Below are 23,143 nucleotides of genomic sequence, written 5' to 3'. Positions count from 1 at the left end.
CTCTGGTGGCCAGTGAAGTCGACGGAACAGTCTCCGGCGTCAGCAGATAAACGAGTGGACTTCCGCGCCATCAGGCGCATGGCCCCGGTCGCCAGAATCTCGGCGATTTCGTCGAGGCGCTCGGCGGCGGTCATGTGGTCGGGAGATAGTGCATTGGGGCCGGACATGCTGTTCCGCTGATCCATTGGCGTTAAAGGTCAACTACCCAGTGCAGCCCTGTTTCGTCCCAATCATCGCTTTTGACTCGACTCCCCAGCCCGTTTTCGCTTAAGAACTTATTAGGAACATCGGTCGGGCGTAGAGGAGCGTCGAATGGCCAAGGATCTGAAAAAATTCGTCAATCCGCGCTTCACCAAAACCGTCGATCTCGGCCTGCTGCGCAGCCTGTTTGAGCGCCAGCCCGTCAATCAGATCAACTTCGATCTCGCAATCTTCGATGGTGACGTTGCCGACGCCCGCCAGGCGCTGCTCGACTTCTTTGCCGGGCCGGAGAACGGGTTCTCCCAGGGGTTGGTGGCCGACCTGCACCGAATCGCTGAACTCGGCAATGAGACCGGCATGCGCATGCTGCTGGAGCAGGCTGTCCGCTATGGCGCGGCCATCGACCAACCTGTTGACACAACCGGGCAACCGATCCGGCTCGATCCGAAGCATGTCGCGCTGCTGATGTTCCTTGATCACCGTGATGCATTCGATGCGGCCTCCGACCTGCTGGCACTCGAGGCCCAGGCGACGCTAACCGAATTCGCCGGCGCGGAGGAAGGCATCGAGCCCCGACTTGAGGATCGAACCAAAGAAATGTTCAAGCGGGCTGCTGGAGAGATGTTCGCCCGCGAACTCCAGAGCGACTATTGCCGCATCGGCTGGTACGAGGACGACGACGAGGTCAACATTGTCGTCACCTATGGGGCACCCGTCACCATTACACCGGTGATCGACGGTGGCGAGGAACGGGTCATCAGCTTTCAGGCGGCCGGCCACGCAGTCCTGGCCTATGCGCCTGCAACAGGACGGCTGAAGATTGGTGGCATCCTCAAGGCCCGCCGTGCCGAACTCGCAGCCATCTTCGCTGCCACCATGCTGGGGCTGCCCGACTTTTTTGCCGGATCCAACAGCCGCAACCTTTATACCCTGGCTGCGGTCGAACGGACCGGACTGGGATTCACGGTGGACCACGCCTTCGATACCGGCATCGTGCGCGTTCAGATCGTCGAGGTTCAGGCGGACAGGATCGCGACCGATCCCCGCACCGACGATATCAAGGTGGTGTGGTCGCTGATCGCGCGCGACACCCGCGGCAACGCCCTGGCGAGGCTGGCGGAAATGACGCGAGGTCTTGTCTTCGGCCCCGAGAACTTCCGCCTCGGCCACATGATCCTGCGAGTGCATTTCGCATCTGGCCGCCCTCAGCCGACCAGGGTGACGATCAAGATCAAGCCGCCGGATACGGCCGCCTTCAAGCGGCTGATGTTCGAGGGCCGTATCATGGACCTGCTCCGCCGCAACGGATTCTGTCATGATCGAGACGCTGTCGAGGCTGCTGCTGCGGCTGAGTGAAGCCGAGCACCCGGTCCTATGGGGCCGGGTGGCGGCTCCCCATTTCGGTCGGGATTTCGATCGGCTGCTGGCGCAAGGGGTGTTGGCCGAGGATCGCGCTGCCGACACATGGAGCGTTTGCAGCGATTGCGATTGCGGACTCGATGCCCGGCCGATCCAGCGCATCAAAGGCCAACTGATCGCGGCTTGCCCAAACGACCATCGAGCCGACGTAGAGCTTTCTGCTGAGGACATCCGAAGTTTCCGCATCGATCCCGCCATGCTCATGCGGTTGATCAGCAGCAACAGCGGTTTGAACAAGGATCCGGAAAGCATCCTTCCCGGACTCTGGAAGTTGGGCACCACGGTTGGCGGTCAGGCCGTGTTTGCCGCTCTGTCTGTCGCCGCATCCATCCAGCCGGGACTGATGGGAGCGCTGACAAGGGCTGCCCGAGGTTCGCCAATCGCCCTGCTGGTACCCAAGGGTATACCTGGAGAGGCGCGCCGATGCCTTGAGGATGCCGGCCCCTATGTCGCCGCCGCCTTGGACGTCGTCGGCGTGAGTGACCAAAATCCGTTCGCCATTGACGTATTCAGGCTGGTCCCGCCCATCGGGCACACACCGCGGCTGATCATCAGGGAATCGTCTGGGACGACAACACTCGACGGCAGGAGCATTCTGCTTTCAGGTCAGCCTCACCGTCTTCTCGTGATGCTGGCGCAGAGCGCCGCTACCGGAAATGGCGTCGTATCAAACCGCGACATTGAAGACCGGACTGGAAGGCAGGCCCGCGACATCATTCGCGAGTAGCGGGACGGATTGGCTGCCGGCCAACCAGATGCCGATGCTATCCGTGACCTGATCCGGAACAGGCGAAGCCCGCCAGCCTATTGGTTGGCATTGGCCCCTGACGAAATCGACCTGCGCCAGTAGCCACCAAGCACCCACACTCGCCCACCGTTTTCCCACCCCATCCCCACCAAGCGGCTCGTCCCATCGGGCAGCCTGTGGTCATCGCAACTGATGACCAAGGCTTCCTCCGATGTCCCCTTCGCTCTCCCCCTCCGATCTCCAAGTCCTGCAACGCGAGGCCGATGTGGCTGCACGCCGCTTGCGGCGCCAGCTTCGGCTGCCCCATGACGATCTCGACGACCTTCGCCAGGATCTGCTGCTCGACGTGATTGCCCGCCTGGGGTCGTTCGATCCCGCGCGTGGTTCGTTGGGCGCCTTCGTCGGCACCATCATGACGCACCGGGCCACGCGCATTGCCGCCAAGGCCAAGCGGGAGCGGCTGCTCTACGGAATCTCCCTCGACGAGCCCATGGCCGGCATGGACGGCGCCAGCCGCGGCGACCTCATCGCCGAGGACGAGGGACTGGCGGCAGTGCTGGGCCAGCCGACGGACGCCTTCACCGCCGTCGAGCGGCGCCTCGACATTGAACGCGGTCTCGGCTGCCTTGCCCCCGGCGACGATGCCCTCTGCGTCGCCCTTTCCCACGCCACCATCGACCGCCTTGCCGCCGCCGGCCAGGGCGCACGCAGCAGCCTGTACCGCCGGCTCAAGGAGATCCTGCTGTGCCTCATGGCCACTGGCCTCCAGGCGGCGTGAGACGGTTTTTCAGCCTGCTGGGTAGGAGCTTTACATGACCGACGCAATCACCCCTCTGCCGACCATGGGCATCACCGAGACCGATCTCTGCGGCTGGCTCGGACAGGCTGCACCGGGAGACGTGCTGGAATACCACCGTGGTTTCCTGGCGCTCGATTCCTCGCCGCTGACCGAACGGCTGCCAAACCGCCAGCGCATTGACCTGCTCCGGGTCGCTCGGCGGGCCATCTGGGCTGCCGAGCACGGCCTGGCCCACCCGGTCCAGCGTCGGAACGGCACCGAGGATTACAGCTACCTGCTCATCGCCCGCCCGCGCCCCAGGGGCCACACGGCTTCCCTGTCGGCGCTGCCGGGCGCGGAGGCCGCCTGACCGCCAATCCGACCCTTCCTGATTCCCTCCATAGAAGAGGTGCCAACATGGCCGTTATTCCCAAGCTCGAATCCCTGCGCAAGCGCCATTACGCCCTTGAAGCGCTGCCCGCGATCGTGCGCGTCTCCGACACCGACCTGGCGGTCGAGGACGCCACCCTGGACGACATCGCCTTCGCCATGCTGGGCGTCGAGGCCGAATACAACGCGGTCGGTGATCGTTACCACGCCCTGCGCAAGTTGTATTCCCTGGCTCGCCAAGCTGGTGCGGTCGGCGCCGACCGGATCGTCGATGCTGTCATGACCGGCAAGGAAGGTGCGTGATGGCTTTGCGCATCGTCAGCGCTGATCAGCGCATCACCGAGGCCCAGGGCAAGACCACGATCGCCCTGTTCGGCCCCAGCGGCAGCGGCAAGACCAGTCAGCTGCTGACCTTGCCGCCCGAGGAAACCCTGTGTCTCGATTTGGAGGCCGGACTGAAATCGGTGCAGGCATGGCCGGGCGACAGCATCGCCATCCGCACCTTTCCCGACGCGCTGGATATCGCCTGCCTGATCGGCGGCATCGACCCGTCGGTGCCGGCGGATGGCTTCTTTTCCGAAGGACACCATCAGCACCTGCTGGCCAGCTATCCCGACCTCGCGCGCAGCATCGCGACCAAGCGGATCATCTTCGTCGACAGCATTACCGATCTGACGCGCCAAGCCATGGCCTGGGCCAAGACCCGCCCCGAGGCGATCAGCGATAAGACCGGAAAACCAGATACCAGGGGGGCCTACGGCCTGCTCGCCCGCGAGGTGATCGCGCTGCTGAAGCATCTGCAACATGCGCCGGGCCGCACCGTGATCTTCGTCGGGATCCTTGAAAAGGTGACCGATGATTTCAACCGCGTCACCTGGCAGCCGCAGATGGAAGGCGGCAAGGCGGCGCGCGAACTGCCGGGCATCGTCGATCAGGTGCTGACGCTGTCGTTGTTCGACCGCGATGGCGACGGCTGGCGCCATGCCCCCGACACCGGTGCGGAACGCCGCTTTGTCTGCCGCGCCGGCAATGCTCACGGCCTGCCCGCCAAGGACCGCTCGGGTCGACTCGATGTGACCGAGGCCCCCGACCTCGGCGCCCTGCTCGCCAAGATCAACCGCATCTGACTGGAGAGACCACCATGTACGACCTGAATGATGCCGAGCCGCTGCGCAGCGGCGAGATCATCCCCGACGGTACCTTCGCCAAGGTGACCATGACCATCCGCCCCGGTGGTGTCGATGGCCCGTTCGAGACCGACAAAGGGCTGTTGAAGCCCTCCGGCTCGGCCGAGAGCGACGTGCTGTCGCTCGACTGCGAATTCACCGTGGTGGACGGCCCCCACGCGCGGCGCAAGTTCTGGCACCTCTTCACGGTGTCGGGCGGCAAGATCGACGAGAAGGGTGCCTCGGTCGGCTGGAACATCTCCAAGCGCATGTTCCGCGGCATGATCGACAGCGCTCTCGGCCTTGACCCCACCGACATGAGCGATTCCGCCAAAGCCAAGCGGCAGTTGCGCGGGCTGGCCGACCTCGGGGGCATCACCTTCATCGCCAAGATCATGGTCGAGGCCAGCGATCGCTACGCCGACAAGAACCGCCTGGAGCGGCCGGTGCTGCCCAATGAGAAGGAGTGGCCGCTGGTGATGGAGGGCAAGGATGTGCAGCCCAGCCCCAGTCCCCGCAAAAAGGACAGCAAGCCCGCCCAGACGCCGGCGGCCGGCCAGCCGGCCTGGCAGCAGTCGGCGAATGCCCCGGCCCCGGCAGTGGCTGCCGCTCCCGCCACCACCGCAGCCCCGGCATGGCGCCAATCGGCGGCACCGGCCAGCGCGCCCGCAGCTGCTCAAACCTCCGGCCCGGCTTGGCTGAACGGCTGATGACCGACGATGAGTGGCAGGCCCATGTGACGCGCGAAGCGGCGAAGGCGATTGGCGAATGGCTCGAAGGAAGAGGAAGGCTGCACCAGCACATAAGGTGCCTGACCCTGCCCGACCTGGAGGCCATGGCAACCAACGCCATCAGCCGCTTCGTGGTCCTGGCCTCGGAACGGATCAAGGCGGAGCCGGACGATCACCCGGACCTGACCCTGCTCTTGCTGGGGTGAGCCTCTGCGCGGTGTGCGGCCGGGAGGGGCGTGGTTTCGGCTACGTCCACCGGCTCCGCCACGACCAGTACCCGCTCTACCGCTTCTGCTCGATGCGCTGCCTGGAAGTCGGCGCCGAGATCGCGAAAAGGACCAACGGCATGATCGACAAGACCGCCCGAGAAACCCAGGCCATCAAGGATGCCCGACCGCTGTTTGCGGAGGCGCTGACCGCGTTGGGGCTGATGGAGCCCTTCTTCCACCGAACCGCCGAGGATATCGACCGGCTCATCGAGGCCGCCGTCACCGGCTATGTCGAGTCCATGCAGCGCCAGGCCGGGGTCAAGGAGCGCACCGGCACCGCCTTCGACGACCCGATTCCGTTTTGAGGCAATCATGATCGACCTCAATCACGGCTCCGGCTCCATCTACAGCGGCACGCCCGTCCAGGCCACGGCCGCCGAGATCAACCGGCTGCTCGACATGGCCCTGGAAGCCGAACGCCAAGCCCAGCCACCCCGCACCTATCTGGGCGCCAGCCGTATTGGTGAACCCTGTTCCCGCCGCCTGGCCTTCGAAATGATGGCGGTGCCGGTCGACGAAGGGCGCGGCTTCGACGGCCAGGTTCTCCGAATCTTCGACGCCGGCCATGTGTTCGAGACCCTGTCCATCCGTTGGCTGCGCGCCGCCGGCTTCGATCTGCGGACCGAGCGCCGCGACGGCGGCCAGTTCGGCTTCTCCGTGGCCGGGGGCCGCATTCGCGGCCACATCGACGGCGTCATCGTAGCTGGGCCGGATGTCAGCCTGCCCTGGCCGGCGCTGTGGGAGCACAAGGCGCTCAACGCCCGCTCCTGGGAGGATCTGGTCAAGAAGGGACTGAAGGAGTCCAAGCCGCTCTATTGGGCGCAGGTCCAGATCTACATGGCCTATCTGGATGTTCCGGTGACGCTGTTCTCGGCTCTCAACAAGAACACCCAGGAACTGTTCCACGAGCCCGTCCGGTTCGATCCCACCGACGCCCAGGCTCTGTCCGACCGCGCCGTCGCCATCCTGCGTGCCGTGGATGCGCACGAACTCCCGCCCCGCATCGCCGCCAATTCCGATCACTGGCTGTGCCGCTTCTGCGACTACGCCCAACGCTGCTGGGAGCAGACATCATGAGCTTCACCCCCTCCGCCCTTCAGGCCCAGGCGATCGAGGACGTCAAAGACTGGTTCGCCAACGGCACCGCCATACAACAGGTCTTCAGGGTGTTCGGCTATGCCGGCGCCGGAAAGACCACCATCGTCCGCCACGCGATCGCAGAACTCGGTCTCGACACCATGGAACGCGACATCGACGGCTCGGTCTCCGCCACCGGTGGCGTGCTTTATGCCGCCTTCACCGGCAAGGCGGCACTGGTGATGACCCGCAAGGGCACGCCAGCCTCCACCATCCATTCGTTGATCTATCGCGTCTCCGAGGCGACGCCGGCCGAGATCGAGAGGATCAAGAACGACATCGCCGATATCAGGGCGCAGTTGCCTTCGCTGCCGTCGGCAAGCCGGCAGATGGAAGAAACCCGGCTGCGCAGCCTGGAACTGCGCCTGACCGAAATCCACAAGCCCCGCTTCGTGCTGAATGAGCAGTCGATCTTGAAGGAGGCCAAGCTGCTGGTGCTGGACGAGGTCTCCATGGTCGGCGAGGAAATGGCCTCCGACCTGCTGGCCTTCGGCAAGCCGATCCTGGTGCTGGGCGATCCCGGCCAATTGCCGCCGGTGAAGGGCGAAGGCGCGTTCACCCAACAGACGCCGGACGTGATGCTGACCGAGATCCACCGCCAGGCCGGCGAAAGCGCCATCATCCGGCTGGCCACCCTGGCCCGCCAGGGTCTGCCCATCCCCTATGGCGAACACGACGATTTCGTCTGGAAGATGCGCCGCAATCAGGTCGGGCCGGAGCAGATGCTGCGCGGCGGCCAAGTTATCTGCGGCCGCAATTCGACCCGGCTGCAATTGAACCTCGCCATGAAGCGGGCGGCTGGCTTCCCCGGCACCTATCCCACCGGCGATGGCGAGAAGATCATCTGCCTCAAGAACCGCAACGACCTCGGTCTGGTCAACGGCATGTTCGTCGATCTCGCCGACATCCAGGACGAGGACGAGATCTCGTTCACCGCCACCGTGGTCACCGAGGATGGTGAGCGGATCGGGGCTGGCGGTGACAAGGCCGAGCGCTTCCGCATCTACAAGGGGCATTTCGACGAGCACGTCGCCCCCGACCCGGAACGCGACCGCCGCGACCATTGGGCCAAGAAGAAGACCATCGAGGCGGTCTGGGGCTGGGCCATCACCTGCCACAAATCCCAAGGCAGCCAATGGGAAAACATCGTGGTGTTCGACGACGGCCTGGGCCGCACCGCCGAAGACCGCGCCCGCTGGCTCTACACCGCCATTACTCGGGCGGAGAAAGGGCTGGTGCTCCTTGATTGATTTCAACGACACCGCGGCGCTCCGCCCCGACCGCATCGACCTCGACGCGGTGGTGGCCCGCCTGCGTGATGACGCCGGCACCTGGGTGCCCCGGCTGTTTCCCTCCGGCCGACGGGAAGAGGATGTCTGGCGGCTGGCCAACATCCGCGGCGATGCGCCGCGCAAGCAGGGCAGTTGCGTAATCACCCTGAAGGGCGAGCGGGCCGGTGAGTGGTACGACTTTGACGGCAACCAGGGCGGCGGCGTGCTCAGCACCATCGAGCACGCCAGCGGCCTGTCCGGGCGCGAGCTCTACGAGTTCGCCGCCGACATCGCCGGCAACCCGCCGCCCGTTGCCGCGCAGCGACCGGCCCAGGCCAAACCCCGCGACGATGCCCGCGAGATCGAATTCATCCTGTCCCGCGCCGTCCCGGCGCAGGGCTCGCTGGTGGACACCTATCTCGCCGCGCGCGGGCTCGGACCCGCCATCTGCCCCGATCTGCTGTTCCATCCCGATCTCACCCATTGGGACACCAAGAGCGGCTGGCCAGCGATGGTCGCCATGATCCGCGATGGCGCCGGCACACCCGTCGGCCTGCACCGCACATGGCTGGCCGCCGACGGCACGGCCAAAGCGTCGATCCCCAAGAACCGCAAGATGCTGGGCAAGGTGGCCGCCGGCGCCGTGCGGCTGGCCGAGTCCGCCGACGGTCTGCTCGGTCTGGCGGAAGGCATCGAGACCACGCTGGCGGTGATGCGCGCCTGTCCCGCCCTGCCAGCCTGGGCAACACTGTCGGCGGGCAATCTGGAGGCCGTGGCGCTGCCGCCCGAGGCAAAACGCGTGGTGATCCTGGCCGACCACGATGCGTCCGGCACCGGCCTGCGCGCCGCCGAAACCGCCGCCGCCCGCTTTCATCGCGAGGGCCGTCGGGTGTGGATTGCCCTGCCCACGACGGAGGGGGACGATTTCAACGACTTGCTGGTGCGCAATGGAGCCGATGCCGTCCGCGCCACAGTCGAAGCGGCGGTGGAATGGACACCGTTGCCCGATCTATTGGCTACCAACAACCCGGCTCAACTCCGTCGCCGGGATCCTCGTCTGCCACTCGGCTTCGTCGCCCCCACCGGTATGCTGCCGCGCATGCGCGCCGATAACGGCGATCTGGCCGACGCCACCAACCGTTGCTGGGATATCGTCGAAGACGCCAACAACCCGCCGTGGCTTTTCCGGGTCGGCGGCCATCCCGGCTGGGTCGAATGCGATGACCAAGGCCAGCCCCAGCCCATCGCCCTGACCGAGAACCGTCTGCGCCACGTCCTCGCCCTGGTGGCCGACTGGCGCAAACTGGATGCCCGCAATCAGTTGGCACCCGCCCATCCGCCCATCGCCGTGGTCAAGAATTTGCTGGCCACGCCCAATCCCGCCCTGCCGGTGCTGGCGGGCGTGGTCACCGCACCGGTCTTCGGCCGCGACGGCACATTGGTGACGGTGCCCGGCTATCATCCCTCCACTCGGCTGCTGTTCGAGCCGCCTGAAGATTTCGTCCCGCCGGTGGTGCCGTCCCAACCGACCGCCGCCGATGTTGCCGCCGCCCGCACCCTGCTGCTCGACGACCTGCTGGGGGATTTCCCGTTCACCTGCGAGGCCGAACGGGCCCATGCGCTCGCCCTGTTGCTGCTGCCGTTCATGCGGGAGTTGATCGACGGGCCGACGCCGCTGCACATGATCGAGAAGCCGACGCCCGGCACCGGCGCCAGCTTGATGGTCGAGGTGATCGCCGAAGTCGCGCTGGGCGCCACGCCGTCCTTCATGGCCGAGGGCCGCGACGACGACGAATGGCGCAAGCGCCTCACCGCCAAGCTGCGGTCGATGCCGGCCATGGTGGTGATCGACAACCTCAACCTGAAGCTCGATTCGGGCGCCCTGTCGGCGGCACTGACCATGCCCGCCTGGGAGGACCGGGTACTGGGCGTCTCGGAGATGACCCGCTTCCCCATCCGCTGCGTCTGGGTCGCCACCGGCAACAACCCGCAATTCTCCCACGAGATGGCGCGGCGCATCGTCCGCATCCGCCTCGATGCCCATGTTGATCAACCCTGGCGACGCAAGGCCGGTGATTTCCGCCATGCCGATCTGCGCGGCTGGACCAAGGCCTATCGCTCCCACCTCATCGCGGCGTGTTTGACGCTCGGCCAGGCATGGATCGCGGCCGGCCGCCCTCGCCAGGGTGAGCGCAGCCTCGGCAGCTTCGACAATTGGGCGGCGATCATGGGCGGTCTCCTGGATGTGGCCGGCGTTCCTGGATTCCTCACCAACCTCGACGAAACCTACGAGACCGCCGATGCCGAAGGCGCCACCTGGCGGGCCTTCATCGGCGCCTGGTGGGATCGCCACGGCACGGCGGATGTGGCCACTGCCGACCTGCATCAGGTGGCGCTCACCAGCGAGCCGCCGCTGCCACTGGGCGACGGCGGGGACCGCTCGCAGCGCACCCGCCTGGGCAAGGCCCTCGGACGGATGCGGGATCGCATCTTCGTCGTCGGCAGCATGAAGCTGCGGGTGCGCGCCGGACGCGTGTCGCACCAAGCCCAGCGGTGGCATCTCGCCATCGAACAGGCGGCGCCCGACCAGGGGGAACATTTTCCAGGCCCGGATTTCGGGGAAGGTGGGGAACGTCATCCAGGGGGAGATTTCGAGACCGGGGAACGTGGGGAAGGTTGCGACCACCCCGAAATCAACGACGGTGGGGAACGTTGTGACGGCGAAAGCCAACGTTCCCCCCAACGTTCCCCGGAAATTCGTGAGGAAAATCAAGGCTCCGGGGAACGTGGGGAACGTGGGGAACGTTTTTCCATACCTCACATACATACGGGTGCATGCGCACACACGCACATGAGTGGGGATGCCGAAAAACGTTCCCCATGTTCCCCATGTCCACTACCTGACGGAAATCATTGTGATTTTACCGGGGAACGTGGTGGGGAACGTGCCCCTGGAACGGGGAGCAACGTTCCCCCCGCGCCGGAACGCTGGTGGGAGGAGGTCATATGACCACCGCCGCCCGTCAACTCCTCCAGGAGGTCTCAGATCACGGCGGGATGGTCCGTCTCGAAGACGGCAACCTGCGTCTCGCCGCACCCCAGCCGTTGTCCGAGTCCTTGCGCGCCCGGTTGCGGGAGTGCAAGGCCGAGATCGTCCGCCTGCTCGGAATGCCGGTCGCCCCGCAGCCCGTCCGCCCGCCGACACCCAGCTTCGACGCGATCTTCGACGAGTTCGGCCTCGACCCCTTGCTGGACGAGGACCGGGCGCAGGCCGTGCGGATCTGGCTGGGCATGCCCCGTGGCCCGCCCGGCTGAACGGCACTCAATCCCAGGCGGGCGACGGTGGCCTGTCCCGCCAAGAACACGAACCGCCGTCGCCCTGACCACGACATTCCCCTTCACGGAGACCATCATGGCTGTCTCGACTCTGCCCCCTCAGGGCGCCATTGCAAGTCCACCGACGGCGTTGCCGCCGCTAAACATTGGCCGCTCCGAACGCGGCGCGAGCATCCTCGCCCTCGATCTCGGCACCACAACCGGTTGGGCCATGCGGCTGGGCGACGGAGTCATCGTCTCCGGCACAATGGCGTTCCGTCCGGGCCGATACGAAGGCGGAGGCATGCGCTACCTGCGCTTCCGCTCCTGGCTCGACCACCTCCTGGGCGGTTCGAAGGGCATCGCGACGATCCACTTCGAGGAAGTCCGCCGCCATGCCGGCACCGACGCAGCCCACATCTATGGCGGCTTCCTCGCCCATCTCACCGCCTGGTGCGACTTGAAACACCTGCCGTACCAGGGCGTGCCTGTCGGCACCATAAAGCGCCACGCCACCGGCAAGGGCAATGCCGGCAAGGACGCGGTGATTGCCGCCATGCGGGCGCGCGGCTTCAATCCCGAGGACGACAACGAGGCCGACGCCTTGGCCATCCTGTCCTGGGCCATCGACACCGACGGAGGCATGCGATGAAGTGGCATCCCCCCGGCTTCGGCGGCAACCGTCGCGACCCCGAGCAGGTCAAGCGCGATGGCTGGCAGGAACGCGGTGTTCTGGTCATCGCCGAGGATGACCAGCGCCTCACCTGGCCCGAACGTGAACTGGTCCGCCAGCTTGGTAAGAAGCTCTACGGCAACCGTCCGGCGCAGGAGCCTTCCCATGGATGACCTCTACTGGACCCCAAAGATGGTGGCGGTCTACCTCGAGGAAGCCGCCGACACCCTCCGCCGCCTGCCACCGGTGAAGGTGCAGGGTTATGCCAGCACCTGGCCGCCGATGGTGCGGGAATACTGGGACGCATATGGCTGGGAGGAGGCCGCCGTTCGTCTCGGCCCGCCCACCACCAAGGCCATCGACCAGATGGACGAAACCCTCGTCTGGCTGCGCTGGCTCGATCTCAACGACAGCCGCCTCGTCTGGCGGCGGGCCTGTGGACGACCATGGAAGGCTATCACCCACGAGTTCGGGGTTGACCGCACGACGGCATGGCGGCATTGGACCTCTGCCCTCGTCACCATGTCGACAAAGCTGAACTCATTGAAAAGACAGGAGAAGTCGTGCAACACCCGTGCAACATCGAGGAATGCAACAAACATGGCCAGAAATGGTAGGGTCTGCCCATAGCCTGGGGAACTGGGCGGCGGAGACGATAATCAAATGATCCGCCGCCCGGAGCGGGCGAAAGAATAGAACACCGTACCGTGGAGAATTGGTTCCTCCCCGGCACATTTCGCTATGCGGGGGGCATCAGCGCCGGATATCGGTAGCGACAGCCGAACAATCTAGGTTTCCACTTCGGTTTCCAGTTTCCACATGAGAGGCGCGGCGCCCAGGCGTTCCGCGCCTTTCGCGTCTTCGCCAAGTGGAAACCTGGGTGGAAACCGGCCCCTGGAAACCCGCCCGGGTTTCCACCCCGTTTCCAGGTTTCCACCACCATGCCCCATCCGCTTCCCGATACGGTCGAGCATTGGCCGCTCGACCGGCTACGCCCTTATGACCGCAACGCGCGGACCCATTCGGACAGCCAGGTCGCCCAGATCGCCGCCAGCATCGTCGAGTTCGGCTTCACCAATCCCATCCTCGCCGACGGCCAGGGCAACGTCATCGCCGGCCACGGTCGATTTGCGGCGGCGCAGCGGCTGGGGCTGGACGCCGTGCCGGTGCTGGTGCTCGACCACCTGACCGAGGCCCAGCGCCGCGCCTATGTGCTGGCCGACAACAAGCTGGCGCTCAACGCCGGCTGGGACGAGGAACTGCTGGCGGCCGAGCTTCACGCCCTCAACGGCGATGGTTTCGACCTGGGGCTGACCGGCTTTTCCGACGAGGAACTGGCCGACCTGATGGCGCCCCTCGACGACGAACCGGAAGGCGATGAGGAATCGGCCGGTACCGACGACGATGACGCAGCCCCCGAGCCGCCCCGCGACCCGGTGTCGCGTCCCGGCGACCTCTGGCATTTCGGCAATCACCGCCTGCTGTGCGGCGACTCCACCGATGCGGCGGCAATCACCATGCTGATGGCGGGGGAAACGGCTGCGCTGGTGTTCACCTCGCCGCCCTACGGCCAGCAGCGGGACTACGCCTCGGGCGGGATCGGCGATTGGGATCGGCTGATGGCCGGGGTGTTCGCCGCCCTGCCGGTAACGGCCGATGCCCAGGTGCTGGTCAATCTCGGCCTGATCCACCGCGATGGGGAATGGGTGCCCTACTGGCGCGGCTGGCTCGACGCGATGCGCGAGGCCGGCTGGCGGCGGTTCGGTCTCTATGTCTGGGATCAGGGGCCGGGCCTGCCGGGCGATTGGGGCGGGCGGCTCGCGCCCGCCTTCGAACTGGTGTTCCACTTCAACAAGGTGTCGCGCAAGCCCAACAAGATCGTGCCCTGCGCCCATGCCGGCGAGACGCTGGGCGGTGGTGGCCTGCGCGCCGCCGACGGCACGGTGTCGAGGAAGGCCGGCCACGGCAATGCCATCCAGGACACCCGCATTCCTGACAGCGTGCTGCGGGTGACCCGCCACAAGGGCGCCATCGAAGGCGACGGCAGTCATCCGGCGGTGTTCCCGGTGGCGCTGCCGGATTTCGTCATGCGGGCCTATTCGAACGAGGGCGATGTGGTGTTCGAGCCGTTCAGCGGATCGGGTTCCACGATTATCGCCGGCCAGCGGTGCGGGCGGAAGGTCCGCGCCATGGAATTGGCACCCGCCTATGTCGATGTGGCGATCCTGCGCTGGCAGGCGCTGTTTCCCGAAATCCCGGTGACGCTGGCCGATGGCCGCCCGTTCGCGGCGGTGGCGGCCGAGCGCGGAGTTGACCATGCTGGTTGAAGCGATCGAGAAATGGCCGCTCGACCGGCTGCTGCCCTACGCTGCTAATGCCAGGACGCATTCCGAGGGGCAAGTAGCCCAACTCGCCGGCAGCATCGCTGAATTCGGTTTCAACGTGCCGGTCCTGGTGGACGAGCGCGGCGTGCTGATCGCCGGCCACGGCCGCCTGCTGGCCGCCCGGCATCTCGGGCTGACCGAGGTGCCGGTGATCCGGCTCGATCACCTGACCGATGCCCAGGCCCGCGCCTACCGTCTCGCCGACAATCAGTTGGCGCTGAACGCGGGATGGGACGACGAATTGCTGGCCGCCGAACTGGCCCGCCTCCAGGAGGAGGGATTCAGCCTCGACCTGATCGGCTTCTCCGACGAAGACCTGGACCGGCTGATGGCCGACGCGGAAGGTGACGGCGACGGTGCCGGCGAGGCAGGAGACGAGAACGAAATCCCCGAACCGCCCGCCGATCCGGTGACCCGGCCCGGCGATCTGTGGATCTTGGGCAAGCACCGCCTGCTGTGTGGCGACAGTACCAACGCCACCGATGTCGAGCGCCTGCTGGCCGGAGCCACGCCGCATCTGATGGTGACCGATCCACCGTATGGGGTGGAATACGACCCGTCCTGGCGCAATCAGGCCGGTGTGTCGTCCACCTCCCGCACCGGCAAGGTCGCCAACGATGACCGCGCCGACTGGAGCGAAGCCTGGGCGCTGTTCCCCGGCGAGGTGGCCTATGTCTGGCACGCGGCGATCTACGCCAAGACCGTCGCCGACAGCCTGGAAGCCAACGACTTCAAGGTTCGCGCCCAGATCATCTGGTCGAAGCCGCGCTTCGTCCTGGGGCGCGGCGATTACCACTGGCAGCATGAGCCGTGCCTCTACGCCGTGCGCAAGACCGGCACCGGCCATTGGCAGGGAGCGCGGGATCAGGCCACGGTGTGGGCCATCGGCAACGGTGGTGACGAGGACGAGGCCACGGTTCACGGCACCCAGAAGCCGGTGGAATGCATGCGCCGCCCCATCCTCAACAACAGCGCCGAGGGCGACGGGGTCTACGAGCCCTTCGCCGGCAGCGGCACCACGGTGGTCGCCGCCGAGACCACGGGGCGGACTTGCTTCGCCATGGAACTGAACCCGGCCTATGCCGACGTGATCGTCGGCCGCTGGCAGAAGCTGTCCGGGCAGAAGGCCGTGCTGGACGGCGATGGCCGGAGTTTCGAGGAGATCGCCGCCGGGAAGGTGGTCAGCGCCGGGTGATCCGGCGCAGGGAATGCTGGTACTTGGCGTCGGTGGGCTTCCAGTTCAGCGGCTGGCAGCCGAGGCGCAGGTCGCGCTCCCAGAATTCGAGGATCTGTTGGTTGGAATAGCCCTTGCCCCGGAAGTATTCGAAGTCGGTCTGCGACCAGAGCGGATGGGCCTTCAGGGCGGCGGTGGGGCGGACGGTCAGGGCCATGATCACTTTTCCTCCTGGCCGGCGGCGTAGGCGGCTTCCAGTGCGGCTTTGATGCCCCAGACCGAAAGCTCGTGGAAGTCGAGGCGGTCGCTGTTCCGGGTCGCCAGGGTTTCCAGGTCCAGGATGGTGGCGGCGATCTTCGCCAGGGCTTCGTCACGGGTTTGCATCGTCTGGTTCCTCCGTTGTGGTGGACCCAGTAATGCTCTCCCGCGCAGGCTTATCAAGTCGATTAGTTAATCATTTTCAATGGATTAGACTGATGCGCCAAAGCCGCCGCATGTCGTTGACCGAGGCCATCACCAACGTGGTCATCGGCTACATTCTGGCGGTGGCGACGCAGGTGGCGGTGTTCCCGCTGTTCGGTATCCGTATCGCCATTTCGGACGATTTGTTGATCGGGTTGATGTTCTTGGTGGTCTCCTTGGTGCGCAGCTATGTGCTGCGGCGCGCCTTCGAACGCCTCGGATGACAAGAGAGCCTCAAGTCCTTACTCTTCGCCACCCATGAAAAATAGACGGACTACATGGCCATCGATCCTCTCATGGTGACGCGCACAGCCGATGAACTGATCAAAGCCCATGGGGCTGCCGCGCTGGACATCGCTCGAAACCATGTCGAACGTGCGACGAGGGCCGGTGATATGCCGGCTCTCGATCAAGCCCTGATGGTTCTGACCGAAATCGAGCGCCATCAAGGCAGTTCATCCAAGCCGGTGACGTAGGAATCGCCCTTGTTCCAGGAACCTTCGTCGAGTTCCCACTCGGTGTCGGTGCTTTCATGCAGTTTCTCGAAGGCCGCCATCTCGGCCTGCTCGGGCGTTTCGGCCTCGACCTCGACGACGGTGCTTTCGGTGACGTCGCGGGTGATGATCACGCAGTAGCGGGGCATGGGCGGCTCCTATTCGGCGATTTTGTAGGTACGGCCGCGCCCTTCGACCTTCTCGCTGGTGACGGCGAGACCCAGCTTCTTCTTCAAGGCCCCGGCGATGGCGCCCCGCACCGTATGGTGCGCCCATCCGAATTCGGTGCTGATTTCCTCGATGCTGGCGCCCTCGGGACGCTTCAGCAGGGCGATCAGTGCCTCCTGCTTTGTGCCCTCGCGGGTCTTGCGGGCGGGTTTGGCTTCATGCGCGCCGTGGGCGCCCATGGGCGGGGTTTCGGGTTGCTCGGCCACGTCCATTGCCGGTTCTTCTTCTGGCGCCGTGTCGGCGCCCGTGGGCGCGGTGGCGGACTCGATGCCCAGGGCCGCGTAGGCAGCGGCGGTGGCGCGGAGCGTCAGCGGGGTCCCGTCCTCGTCCTCGCGCCAGACCGGGGCGCCCGGTTCGGCGGGGATTTCCTCGGCCAGTTCCTTCTTGATCAGGCTGTTCAGGACCATGTTGACCGCGCCGCCCTTCAGGGACGCGGTGACGGGCAGCAGATTGCCGTCCTCGCGGGCGCAGGCGGCGGACAGGATGACGGCCTGGGTGTCAGACAACTGGATCATGGGGTGGTTCTCCAATGGTGGCGCGGGACCGTCCCGCGCCTGTACCACCCCAAGCCCCGCCAGCGTGACGCCGGTCGGAGCCTGCCCCCGCGAAGGCGGGGGGCGGTGCGGAGCCTGATCGGCTACTCGGCGTGTTCGCCCTCCTTGAAGGCGCTGTCGGTGATCCGCTTCAGCATCTCGGCGTAGTGGGCCATCGTTCCAACATGGCCCCAGTTGATCTCGTCCGGTGACCAGTTGAAATGCTCGTCACTCAAAGCCTGAAGCCGGGCGAGCATGGTGTCGATCTCGGCCTTCCTGACCAGAAAAGTGTCCAGGGCCTGGGTGTTGTCGCCGCGCTTGCTCATGGTGTCCTCCGTTGTTCGTGGGACCATCAATCACTCTGCGGGCGGGACACATCAACCGGATAAGTGTCTTCTTTCATTGCTTTATCGAGCGACATCCAGCCATGGGATTATCCGTCCGGGAATACGCCCGCAGGCGCGGCGTCAGCCATACCGCCGTGCGCAAGGCGGTGCAGACGGGGCGCATTCCGCAGGAGCCCGACGGCACCATTGACCCGGCCAAGGCCGACGCAGCCTGGGATGCCCGGACCGATCCGGCCCGGAAAATGCCGGCGGCTCCGGTATCGGCGGCAATAGCCGCTCCGCCGCCGGCCGCCCCTGTTGCGAAGCCGACAGCATCGCCACCGCCATCCTCCGGCGCCACCTTCGCCCAGGCGCGGACCATGCACGAGGTGGCCAAGGCGCAGAAGGCGCGGCTGCAGGTGGATCGCCTCAAGGAAGAGGTGGTCGACCGGGCGCGGGCCTCGGCCCTGGTCTTCAAGCTGGCCCGCCAGGAGCGCGATTCCTGGATCACCTGGCCGGCCCGCGTCGCGGCGCAGATGGCGCTGGAGGCCGGGATCGACGCCCACACCATGCAGACCCTGCTGGAAACCTATGTGAGGGATCACCTTGGGGAACTCGCCGCCATCGAGCCGAATTTCCGATGATACCCTGGGCTTCCGGGGCGCGGACATCCTGCTCCAGGCTTGGCGGGATGGATTGCGGCCCGACCCGCTGCTGACGGTGTCGGAATGGGCCGATCGGCACCGGGTGCTGTCCTCGCGGGCGTCGGCCGAGCCGGGCCGCTACCGCACCGCCCGCACGCCTTACTTACGCGAGATCATGGATTGCCTGTCGCCGTCCCATCCCTGCCGGCGGGTGGTATTCATGAAGGGCGCCCAGGTGGGCGCGACCGAGGCCGGCAACAACTTCCTCGGCTTCATCATCCACCATGCCCCCGGCCCGGTGCTGGCGGTGCAGCCCACCGTCGAGATGGCCAAGCGCAACTCGCGCCAGCGCATCGACACCCTGATTGACGAAAGCCCCATCCTGCGGGAACGGGTCAAGCCGGCCCGCTCGCGCGACGCCGGCAACACGATGCTGTCGAAGGACTTTCCCGGCGGCACCCTGGTGATGACCGGGGCCAACAGCGCCGTTGGTTTGCGCTCCATGCCGGCGCGCTACCTGTTCCTCGACGAGGTCGATGCCTACCCGGCCTCGGCCGACGAGGAGGGCGACCCGGTGGCGCTGGCCTGTGCCCGCATGGCCACCTTCGCCCACCGGGCCAAGGCGTTCCTGGTCTCGACGCCCACCATTCGCGGGCTGTCGCGGATCGAGCGGGAATTCGAGGCCAGCGACCAGCGCCGTTTCTTCGTGCCGTGCCCCCATTGCGGCGAAATGCAGTGGCTGAAATTCGAGCGGCTGAAATGGGACAAGGGTCAGCCGGCCTCCGTCCATTACCTGTGCGAATCCTGCGACCAGCCGATCACCGAATCGGCCAAGGCCACCATGCTGGCGGCAGGAATTTGGCGGGCCACGGCGGTGGCCGAGGACCCCGGCACCGTCGGCTTCCACATCTCGGCCCTCTACTCGCCGCCGGGCTGGCAATCCTGGGAGAGCATCGCCCGCCTGTGGGAAGCGACGCAGGGTTCCGACGACGCGCTGCGGGTGTTCCGCAACACCGTGCTGGGCGAGACCTGGGTCGAATCCGGCGAGGCGCCCGATTGGCAGCGCCTCTACGACCGCAGGGAATCTTGGGCCAACGGCACCGTGCCGGCGGGCGGGTTGTTCCTCACCGCCGGGGCCGACGTCCAGAAGGACCGTGTCGAGATCGACGTCTGGGCCTGGGGACGCGGACTGGAAAGCTGGCTGGTCGACCATGTCGTCATCGACGGCGGGCCGGAACACGCCGAAACCTGGGCGGCGCTGGAGCGGGTGCTGGGGCAAACCTGGACCCATACCAGCGGCGCGGCCCTGAAGATCGCCCGTCTCGCCATCGACTCCGGCTACGAATCCTCGGCGGTCTACACCTGGGGCCGCAGGATGGGCGTCGGCCAGGTCTCGCCCATCAAGGGCGTGGAGGGCTTCAATCGCTCCAGCCCGGTCTCCGGCCCCACCCTGGTCGATGCCACCGAGGGCGGCAAGAAGGTCCGCCGCGGTGCCCGGCTGTGGATCGTGGCGGTGTCCACCTTCAAGACGGAAACCTACCGGTTTCTGCGCCTCGAGCGCCCCACCGACGAGGAATTGGCCGAAGGACTCCGTTTCCCCGCCGGAACGGTGCATCTGCCATCGTGGGCGGATTCGGAGTGGTGCAAGCAGTTCGTCGCCGAGCAGCTGGTGACGGTCAAGAACCGGCGCGGCTTCTCCAAGCTGGAATGGCAGAAGCTGCGGGAACGCAACGAGGCGCTGGATTGCCGGGTCTATGCCCGCGCCGCCGCCTGGATCGCCGGTGCCGACCGCTGGCCGGAGGCCAAGTGGCGGGATCTGGAAGAGCAACTGGCCGTTGTCGCCAGCACCAGTGAACCCCAAGCCGGGCAGGTGCGCCGGATCGCCCGCCGTCCCCGGCGGATCATCAAGTTCAGCGGGATGCAGTGACATGACTCTCGACGAAATGAAGGCCGAGCGCGAGCGCGTGCTGGCGCGGCGCAACTCGCTGGTGGCCCGCGTCACCGTCGGCGACCGCACCGTCCAGTACGACCTGACCCAGGCCAACCATGTCCTGGCCGATCTCGACCGCCGCATCGCCGTGTTGGAGGGCAGAAAGCCCCGGCGGCGCATCCTCGCCGTCGCCACCAAGGGGCTGTGACCATGCTGTCGGCATTGCGCAGGAGGATCGGCGCCATGATCGGCGGCTTCGAGGCCGCCCAGGGCAGCCGCCGCCTCAAGGGCTTCCAGCCCAGCCGCGCCCACGTCAACACCCTGATCGCCGCCGCCGGCTCGGACATCACCGCCCGCGCCCGCTATCTGGTCCGCAACAACGGCTACGCCCTCAACGCCGCCGAAAGCTGGACCGGCAACGCTGTGGGCACCGGCATCAAGCCGTCCTCGCTGATCGCCGACAAGGATCTGAAGACCCGGGTGCAGCAGTTGTGGCTGGCCTGGACCGACGAATCCGATGCCGAGGCCCTGACCGATTTCTACGGCCAGCAGCGTCGCGCCGCCAGGGAAGTGTTCATCGCCGGGGAGGTGTTCTTCCGCCTGCGCCCCCGTCGCCCCGAAGACGGGCTGTCGGTGCCGTTGCAGCTTCAGATGCTGCCCTCGGAAATGCTGCCGCTGACCCGAACCGAGATCCTTCCCGGCGGCAACGTCATCCGCCAGGGGATCGAGTTCGACCGCATTGGCCGCCGCGTCGCCTATCACTTCCTGCGCCGCCATCCCGGTGATCTCACCGATCCCGGTCTGGCCGGCGAGACGGTGCGGGTGCCGGCCGCCGAGATCATCCACGTCATCGACCCGGTGGAATCAGGCCAGTTGCGCGGGGTGTCGCGGCTGGCCCCGGCGGTGGTGAAGCTGTTTCTGCTCGACCAGTACGACGACGCCGAACTGGAGCGCAAGAAGATCGCCGCGATGTACGCGATGTTCGTGACCTCGCCCGCTCCGGCCGACGTGATCGATGTGGTGCCCGCCGATGACGGTTCCGGCGACCGTATTGTCGAGGTCCAACCGGGCCAGGTGGTGCCGCTGGAGCCGGGCGAGCAGATCCAGACCTCCGCCCCCGCCGATGTGGGCGGATCGTATGAGCCGTTCGAATACCGCACCCTGCTGCAGATATCCGCCGCCACCGGGGTGCCCTACGCCTACCTGTCCAACGACATGCTGAAGGCCAACTACTCCAACTCGCGCATGGCGCTGCTGGAGTTCCGCCGCCGGGTCGAGGCATGGCAGCACTCGGTGATGGTCCACCAGATGTGCCGGGTAGTGTGGCAGCGCTGGCTGGACGTGGCCGTCCTGTCCGGGGCGCTCGACATCCCCGGCTATGAACGCCAGCGGGCCACCTTCATCGCCTGCTCCTGGCTGCCGCCGAAATGGGACTGGGTCGATCCACTGAAGGACACCAAGGCCGAGATCGAGCAGATCGGCGCCGGCCTGAAAAGCCGGACGCAGGCCCTGGCCGAGCGTGGCTATGACGCCGAACAGGTCGATGCCGAGATCGCCGCCGACCGGGACCGGGAGCGACGGCTGGGGCTGACCTTCGGTTCCGATCCGTCACCGCTCTTGCTGCCCTCACCGACCCCGTAAGGACCGACATGCACGATCTGCCCCATCTCGCGGCCCGACTCTACGGGACGCCGCTGCTGGTCGCCCGCAGCAAGTTGGACGTCATCCTCGGCGCGCTCGGCCCCAGGCTCGCCGGGCAGGCCGTTTCGTTCGACGGTGATGCTGCACCGGGTGCCGATATGGCGGTCACCCCCGACGGCATCGCCATCGTGCCGGTGATCGGCACCCTGGTGGCCCGCTCGGGCTATCTGGGTGCCGCCAGCGGCCTCACCGCCTATTCGGACATCGCCGAATCCATCGGGGCGGCAGCCACCGATCCCGGCATCCGCGCCATTCTGCTGGACGTGGATTCCTCCGGTGGCGAGGTAGGTGGCCTGTTCGATCTGGTCGACCACATTCAGGCCATCCGCGCCCAATGTGGCAAGCCTATCTGGGCGGTGGCCGACGAGGCGGCGCTGTCGGCGGCCTATGCCATCGCCTGCACCGCCGACCGCCTTTACGTTACCCAGACCGGCGAAATCGGCTCCATCGGCGTGGTGGCGGTTCACCGCGACGAGTCCGGGGCCGACGCTCAGGCGGGGTTGGCCTGGACCTTCGTCCATGCCGGGGCGGCGAAGGTCGATGGCAACCCGCATCAGCCGCTGTCCGATTCGGCCCGCGTCGCCCTCCAGGCCGACGTGGACGCCTTGTACGGAAAATTCACCGCCCTGGTGGCCGAGCGGCGGCGGCTGTCTCCCGACGCTGTGCGGGCCACCGAGGCTGCGGTCTATCGCGGCGACCAGGCGGTGGCCGCCGGTCTGGCCGACAAGGTCGGCACCCTGCGTATCGCCCTGGCTGATCTCGGGGCCGCGCTGGCCCGCCCCACCATTTCTCGCCCCATCGCCGCCCGAAAGGAAGTCCCGATGTCCGAACCCCAGGGGGAAATCCCCGTGATTGCTGCGGTGCCTCAGCCGCCCGCCCAGGTCAACGCCGATTTGGAGCAGCGCCTGCGGGCCGAATATTCCGAGATCAGCGCCATCGCCGCCCAGGCCGCCCGCCTCGGCGTGGCCATCGATCCCGCCGAGGCCATGGCCAAGGGCATTCGTCCCGAGGCGCTGCGCCGCACCGTGCTGGATCAGTTGGCCGAGCGGTCCGACGCCACCGACGTGGTGGCCGCCGCTCCGGCGGCTGCGGCTCCCAAGACCGAAGCCGAGAGCCCCATCGTCCGGCGTGCCCGCGAAGCCGCCGCCAGGAAATAAGGACAGACCACC

General features: G+C 66.5%; 30 protein-coding genes. 24 read left to right on the top strand and 6 right to left on the bottom strand.

Going from position 1 to position 23,143, the window contains the following annotated elements; translation table 11 throughout:
• Positions 1-312 precede the first annotated feature (312 nt).
• From H261_RS05505 to H261_RS05420, 18 genes are all read left to right on the top strand, one after another.
• A complete protein-coding gene (locus H261_RS05505) occupies positions 313-1,557 on the top strand; it encodes a hypothetical protein (RefSeq protein ID WP_008615252.1) in 1,245 nt (414 codons plus the stop codon).
• Positions 1,517-2,347, top strand: coding sequence for a hypothetical protein (locus H261_RS05500; RefSeq protein WP_008615249.1), 831 nt, complete (start codon positions 1,517-1,519; stop codon positions 2,345-2,347). Before H261_RS05505 ends, H261_RS05500 begins: the two co-directional genes overlap by 41 nt.
• A 286-nt stretch (positions 2,348-2,633) precedes the next feature.
• On the top strand, positions 2,634-3,146 hold the full coding sequence (locus tag H261_RS05495) for a sigma factor (RefSeq protein ID WP_200860231.1): 513 nt from the start codon (positions 2,634-2,636) through the stop codon (positions 3,144-3,146).
• Between the two features lie 34 nt (positions 3,147-3,180).
• Positions 3,181-3,516 (top strand): hypothetical protein, encoded by a 336-nt coding sequence (locus tag H261_RS05490; protein WP_008615247.1) that lies wholly within the window; start codon positions 3,181-3,183, stop codon positions 3,514-3,516.
• 47 nt (positions 3,517-3,563) lie between these two features.
• Positions 3,564-3,839, top strand: coding sequence for a hypothetical protein (locus tag H261_RS05485; RefSeq protein ID WP_008615246.1), 276 nt, complete (start codon positions 3,564-3,566; stop codon positions 3,837-3,839).
• Complete coding sequence (locus H261_RS05480; protein ID WP_008615245.1) at positions 3,839-4,663, top strand: ATP-binding protein; 825 nt, start codon at positions 3,839-3,841, stop codon at positions 4,661-4,663. The genes H261_RS05485 and H261_RS05480 overlap by 1 nt, the downstream gene beginning before the upstream one ends.
• Before the next feature lie 14 nt (positions 4,664-4,677).
• Entirely contained in the window at positions 4,678-5,412 is a 735-nt protein-coding gene (locus tag H261_RS05475; RefSeq protein ID WP_008615244.1) for a hypothetical protein, read from the top strand.
• A complete protein-coding gene (locus H261_RS05470; protein WP_008615243.1) occupies positions 5,412-5,639 on the top strand; it encodes a VHS/ENTH/ANTH domain-containing protein in 228 nt (75 codons plus the stop codon). Before H261_RS05475 ends, H261_RS05470 begins: the two co-directional genes overlap by 1 nt.
• Positions 5,640-5,650: 11 nt before the next feature.
• A complete protein-coding gene (locus H261_RS05465; RefSeq protein WP_008615234.1) occupies positions 5,651-6,007 on the top strand; it encodes a DUF6511 domain-containing protein in 357 nt (118 codons plus the stop codon).
• A 7-nt stretch (positions 6,008-6,014) separates the two neighbouring features.
• Complete coding sequence (locus H261_RS05460) at positions 6,015-6,779, top strand: hypothetical protein (RefSeq protein WP_008615232.1); 765 nt, start codon at positions 6,015-6,017, stop codon at positions 6,777-6,779.
• Positions 6,776-8,089: an ATP-dependent DNA helicase gene (locus H261_RS05455; RefSeq protein ID WP_008615230.1), complete on the top strand. Its 1,314-nt coding sequence runs from the start codon at positions 6,776-6,778 to the stop codon at positions 8,087-8,089. Before H261_RS05460 ends, H261_RS05455 begins: the two co-directional genes overlap by 4 nt.
• Positions 8,082-11,120 carry a DUF7146 domain-containing protein gene (locus H261_RS05450; protein ID WP_008615228.1) on the top strand — a complete coding sequence of 1,013 codons (3,039 nt, stop codon included), beginning with the start codon at positions 8,082-8,084 and terminating at the stop codon, positions 11,118-11,120. The genes H261_RS05455 and H261_RS05450 overlap by 8 nt, the downstream gene beginning before the upstream one ends.
• A 47-nt stretch (positions 11,121-11,167) precedes the next feature.
• The gene (locus H261_RS05445; protein ID WP_152426719.1) at positions 11,168-11,425 is read left to right on the top strand and encodes a hypothetical protein; all 258 of its coding nucleotides are present in this window, start codon (positions 11,168-11,170) and stop codon (positions 11,423-11,425) included.
• Between the two features lie 97 nt (positions 11,426-11,522).
• On the top strand, positions 11,523-12,077 hold the full coding sequence (locus H261_RS05440; RefSeq protein WP_456095268.1) for a crossover junction endodeoxyribonuclease RuvC: 555 nt from the start codon (positions 11,523-11,525) through the stop codon (positions 12,075-12,077).
• Complete coding sequence (locus tag H261_RS05435; RefSeq protein ID WP_008615224.1) at positions 12,074-12,271, top strand: hypothetical protein; 198 nt, start codon at positions 12,074-12,076, stop codon at positions 12,269-12,271. The genes H261_RS05440 and H261_RS05435 overlap by 4 nt, the downstream gene beginning before the upstream one ends.
• On the top strand, positions 12,264-12,728 hold the full coding sequence (locus H261_RS05430) for a DUF6362 family protein (RefSeq protein ID WP_008615223.1): 465 nt from the start codon (positions 12,264-12,266) through the stop codon (positions 12,726-12,728). The genes H261_RS05435 and H261_RS05430 overlap by 8 nt, the downstream gene beginning before the upstream one ends.
• A 311-nt stretch (positions 12,729-13,039) precedes the next feature.
• Positions 13,040-14,425: a site-specific DNA-methyltransferase gene (locus H261_RS05425; RefSeq protein WP_008615222.1), complete on the top strand. Its 1,386-nt coding sequence runs from the start codon at positions 13,040-13,042 to the stop codon at positions 14,423-14,425.
• Positions 14,415-15,677 (top strand): site-specific DNA-methyltransferase, encoded by a 1,263-nt coding sequence (locus tag H261_RS05420; protein ID WP_008615221.1) that lies wholly within the window; start codon positions 14,415-14,417, stop codon positions 15,675-15,677. The genes H261_RS05425 and H261_RS05420 overlap by 11 nt, the downstream gene beginning before the upstream one ends.
• On the opposite strand, the gene H261_RS05415 is transcribed toward H261_RS05420, so the two are convergent.
• Together H261_RS05415 and H261_RS25735 are read right to left on the bottom strand one after the other, a co-directional pair.
• A complete protein-coding gene (locus tag H261_RS05415; protein WP_040475778.1) occupies positions 15,664-15,873 on the bottom strand; it encodes a hypothetical protein in 210 nt (69 codons plus the stop codon). The genes H261_RS05420 and H261_RS05415 overlap by 14 nt on opposite strands.
• A 2-nt stretch (positions 15,874-15,875) precedes the next feature.
• Complete coding sequence (locus tag H261_RS25735; RefSeq protein ID WP_008615218.1) at positions 15,876-16,040, bottom strand: DUF6900 domain-containing protein; 165 nt, start codon at positions 16,038-16,040, stop codon at positions 15,876-15,878.
• Positions 16,041-16,132: 92 nt separating this feature from the next.
• On the opposite strand from H261_RS25735, the gene H261_RS05410 reads away from it, so the two are divergent.
• Positions 16,133-16,342, top strand: a complete 210-nt coding sequence (locus H261_RS05410; RefSeq protein ID WP_008615205.1) for a DUF7220 family protein — start codon at positions 16,133-16,135, stop codon at positions 16,340-16,342.
• Positions 16,343-16,360: 18 nt separating this feature from the next.
• On the opposite strand, the gene H261_RS05405 is transcribed toward H261_RS05410, so the two are convergent.
• From H261_RS05405 to H261_RS05390, 4 genes are all read right to left on the bottom strand, one after another.
• Entirely contained in the window at positions 16,361-16,564 is a 204-nt protein-coding gene (locus H261_RS05405) for a hypothetical protein (protein WP_008615196.1), read from the bottom strand.
• Positions 16,564-16,761: a hypothetical protein gene (locus tag H261_RS05400; RefSeq protein WP_008615195.1), complete on the bottom strand. Its 198-nt coding sequence runs from the start codon at positions 16,759-16,761 to the stop codon at positions 16,564-16,566. Before H261_RS05400 ends, H261_RS05405 begins: the two co-directional genes overlap by 1 nt.
• A gap of 9 nt (positions 16,762-16,770) precedes the next feature.
• Positions 16,771-17,355, bottom strand: coding sequence for a DUF3489 domain-containing protein (locus H261_RS05395; RefSeq protein ID WP_008615194.1), 585 nt, complete (start codon positions 17,353-17,355; stop codon positions 16,771-16,773).
• Positions 17,356-17,477: 122 nt separating this feature from the next.
• Positions 17,478-17,699, bottom strand: a complete 222-nt coding sequence (locus tag H261_RS05390; RefSeq protein ID WP_008615193.1) for a hypothetical protein — start codon at positions 17,697-17,699, stop codon at positions 17,478-17,480.
• A gap of 101 nt (positions 17,700-17,800) precedes the next feature.
• Between H261_RS05390 and H261_RS05385 the strand changes: the two genes are divergently transcribed.
• The 5 genes from H261_RS05385 to H261_RS05365 are packed head-to-tail and all read left to right on the top strand — an operon-like array spanning position 17,801 to position 23,131.
• Positions 17,801-18,343 carry a hypothetical protein gene (locus H261_RS05385; RefSeq protein ID WP_040475747.1) on the top strand — a complete coding sequence of 181 codons (543 nt, stop codon included), beginning with the start codon at positions 17,801-17,803 and terminating at the stop codon, positions 18,341-18,343.
• Positions 18,344-18,395: 52 nt separating this feature from the next.
• Positions 18,396-20,270 carry a phage terminase large subunit family protein gene (locus H261_RS05380; RefSeq protein ID WP_008615190.1) on the top strand — a complete coding sequence of 625 codons (1,875 nt, stop codon included), beginning with the start codon at positions 18,396-18,398 and terminating at the stop codon, positions 20,268-20,270.
• Position 20,271: 1 nt separating this feature from the next.
• The gene (locus H261_RS05375) at positions 20,272-20,481 is read left to right on the top strand and encodes a phage head-tail joining protein (RefSeq protein WP_008615188.1); all 210 of its coding nucleotides are present in this window, start codon (positions 20,272-20,274) and stop codon (positions 20,479-20,481) included.
• A 2-nt stretch (positions 20,482-20,483) separates the two neighbouring features.
• Positions 20,484-21,914, top strand: coding sequence for a phage portal protein (locus tag H261_RS05370; protein WP_040475744.1), 1,431 nt, complete (start codon positions 20,484-20,486; stop codon positions 21,912-21,914).
• 8 nt (positions 21,915-21,922) lie between these two features.
• Positions 21,923-23,131 (top strand): S49 family peptidase, encoded by a 1,209-nt coding sequence (locus H261_RS05365; RefSeq protein WP_008615184.1) that lies wholly within the window; start codon positions 21,923-21,925, stop codon positions 23,129-23,131.
• The last annotated feature ends 12 nt before the right edge of the window (positions 23,132-23,143 follow it).

The sequence above is a fragment of the Paramagnetospirillum caucaseum genome (assembly GCF_000342045.1).
GTDB classification, from domain to species: Bacteria; Pseudomonadota; Alphaproteobacteria; order Rhodospirillales; family Magnetospirillaceae; genus Phaeospirillum; species Phaeospirillum caucaseum.
The sequence above is the reverse complement of the archived record's forward strand: the minus strand, read 5'-3'. Positions and strand labels throughout refer to the sequence as shown.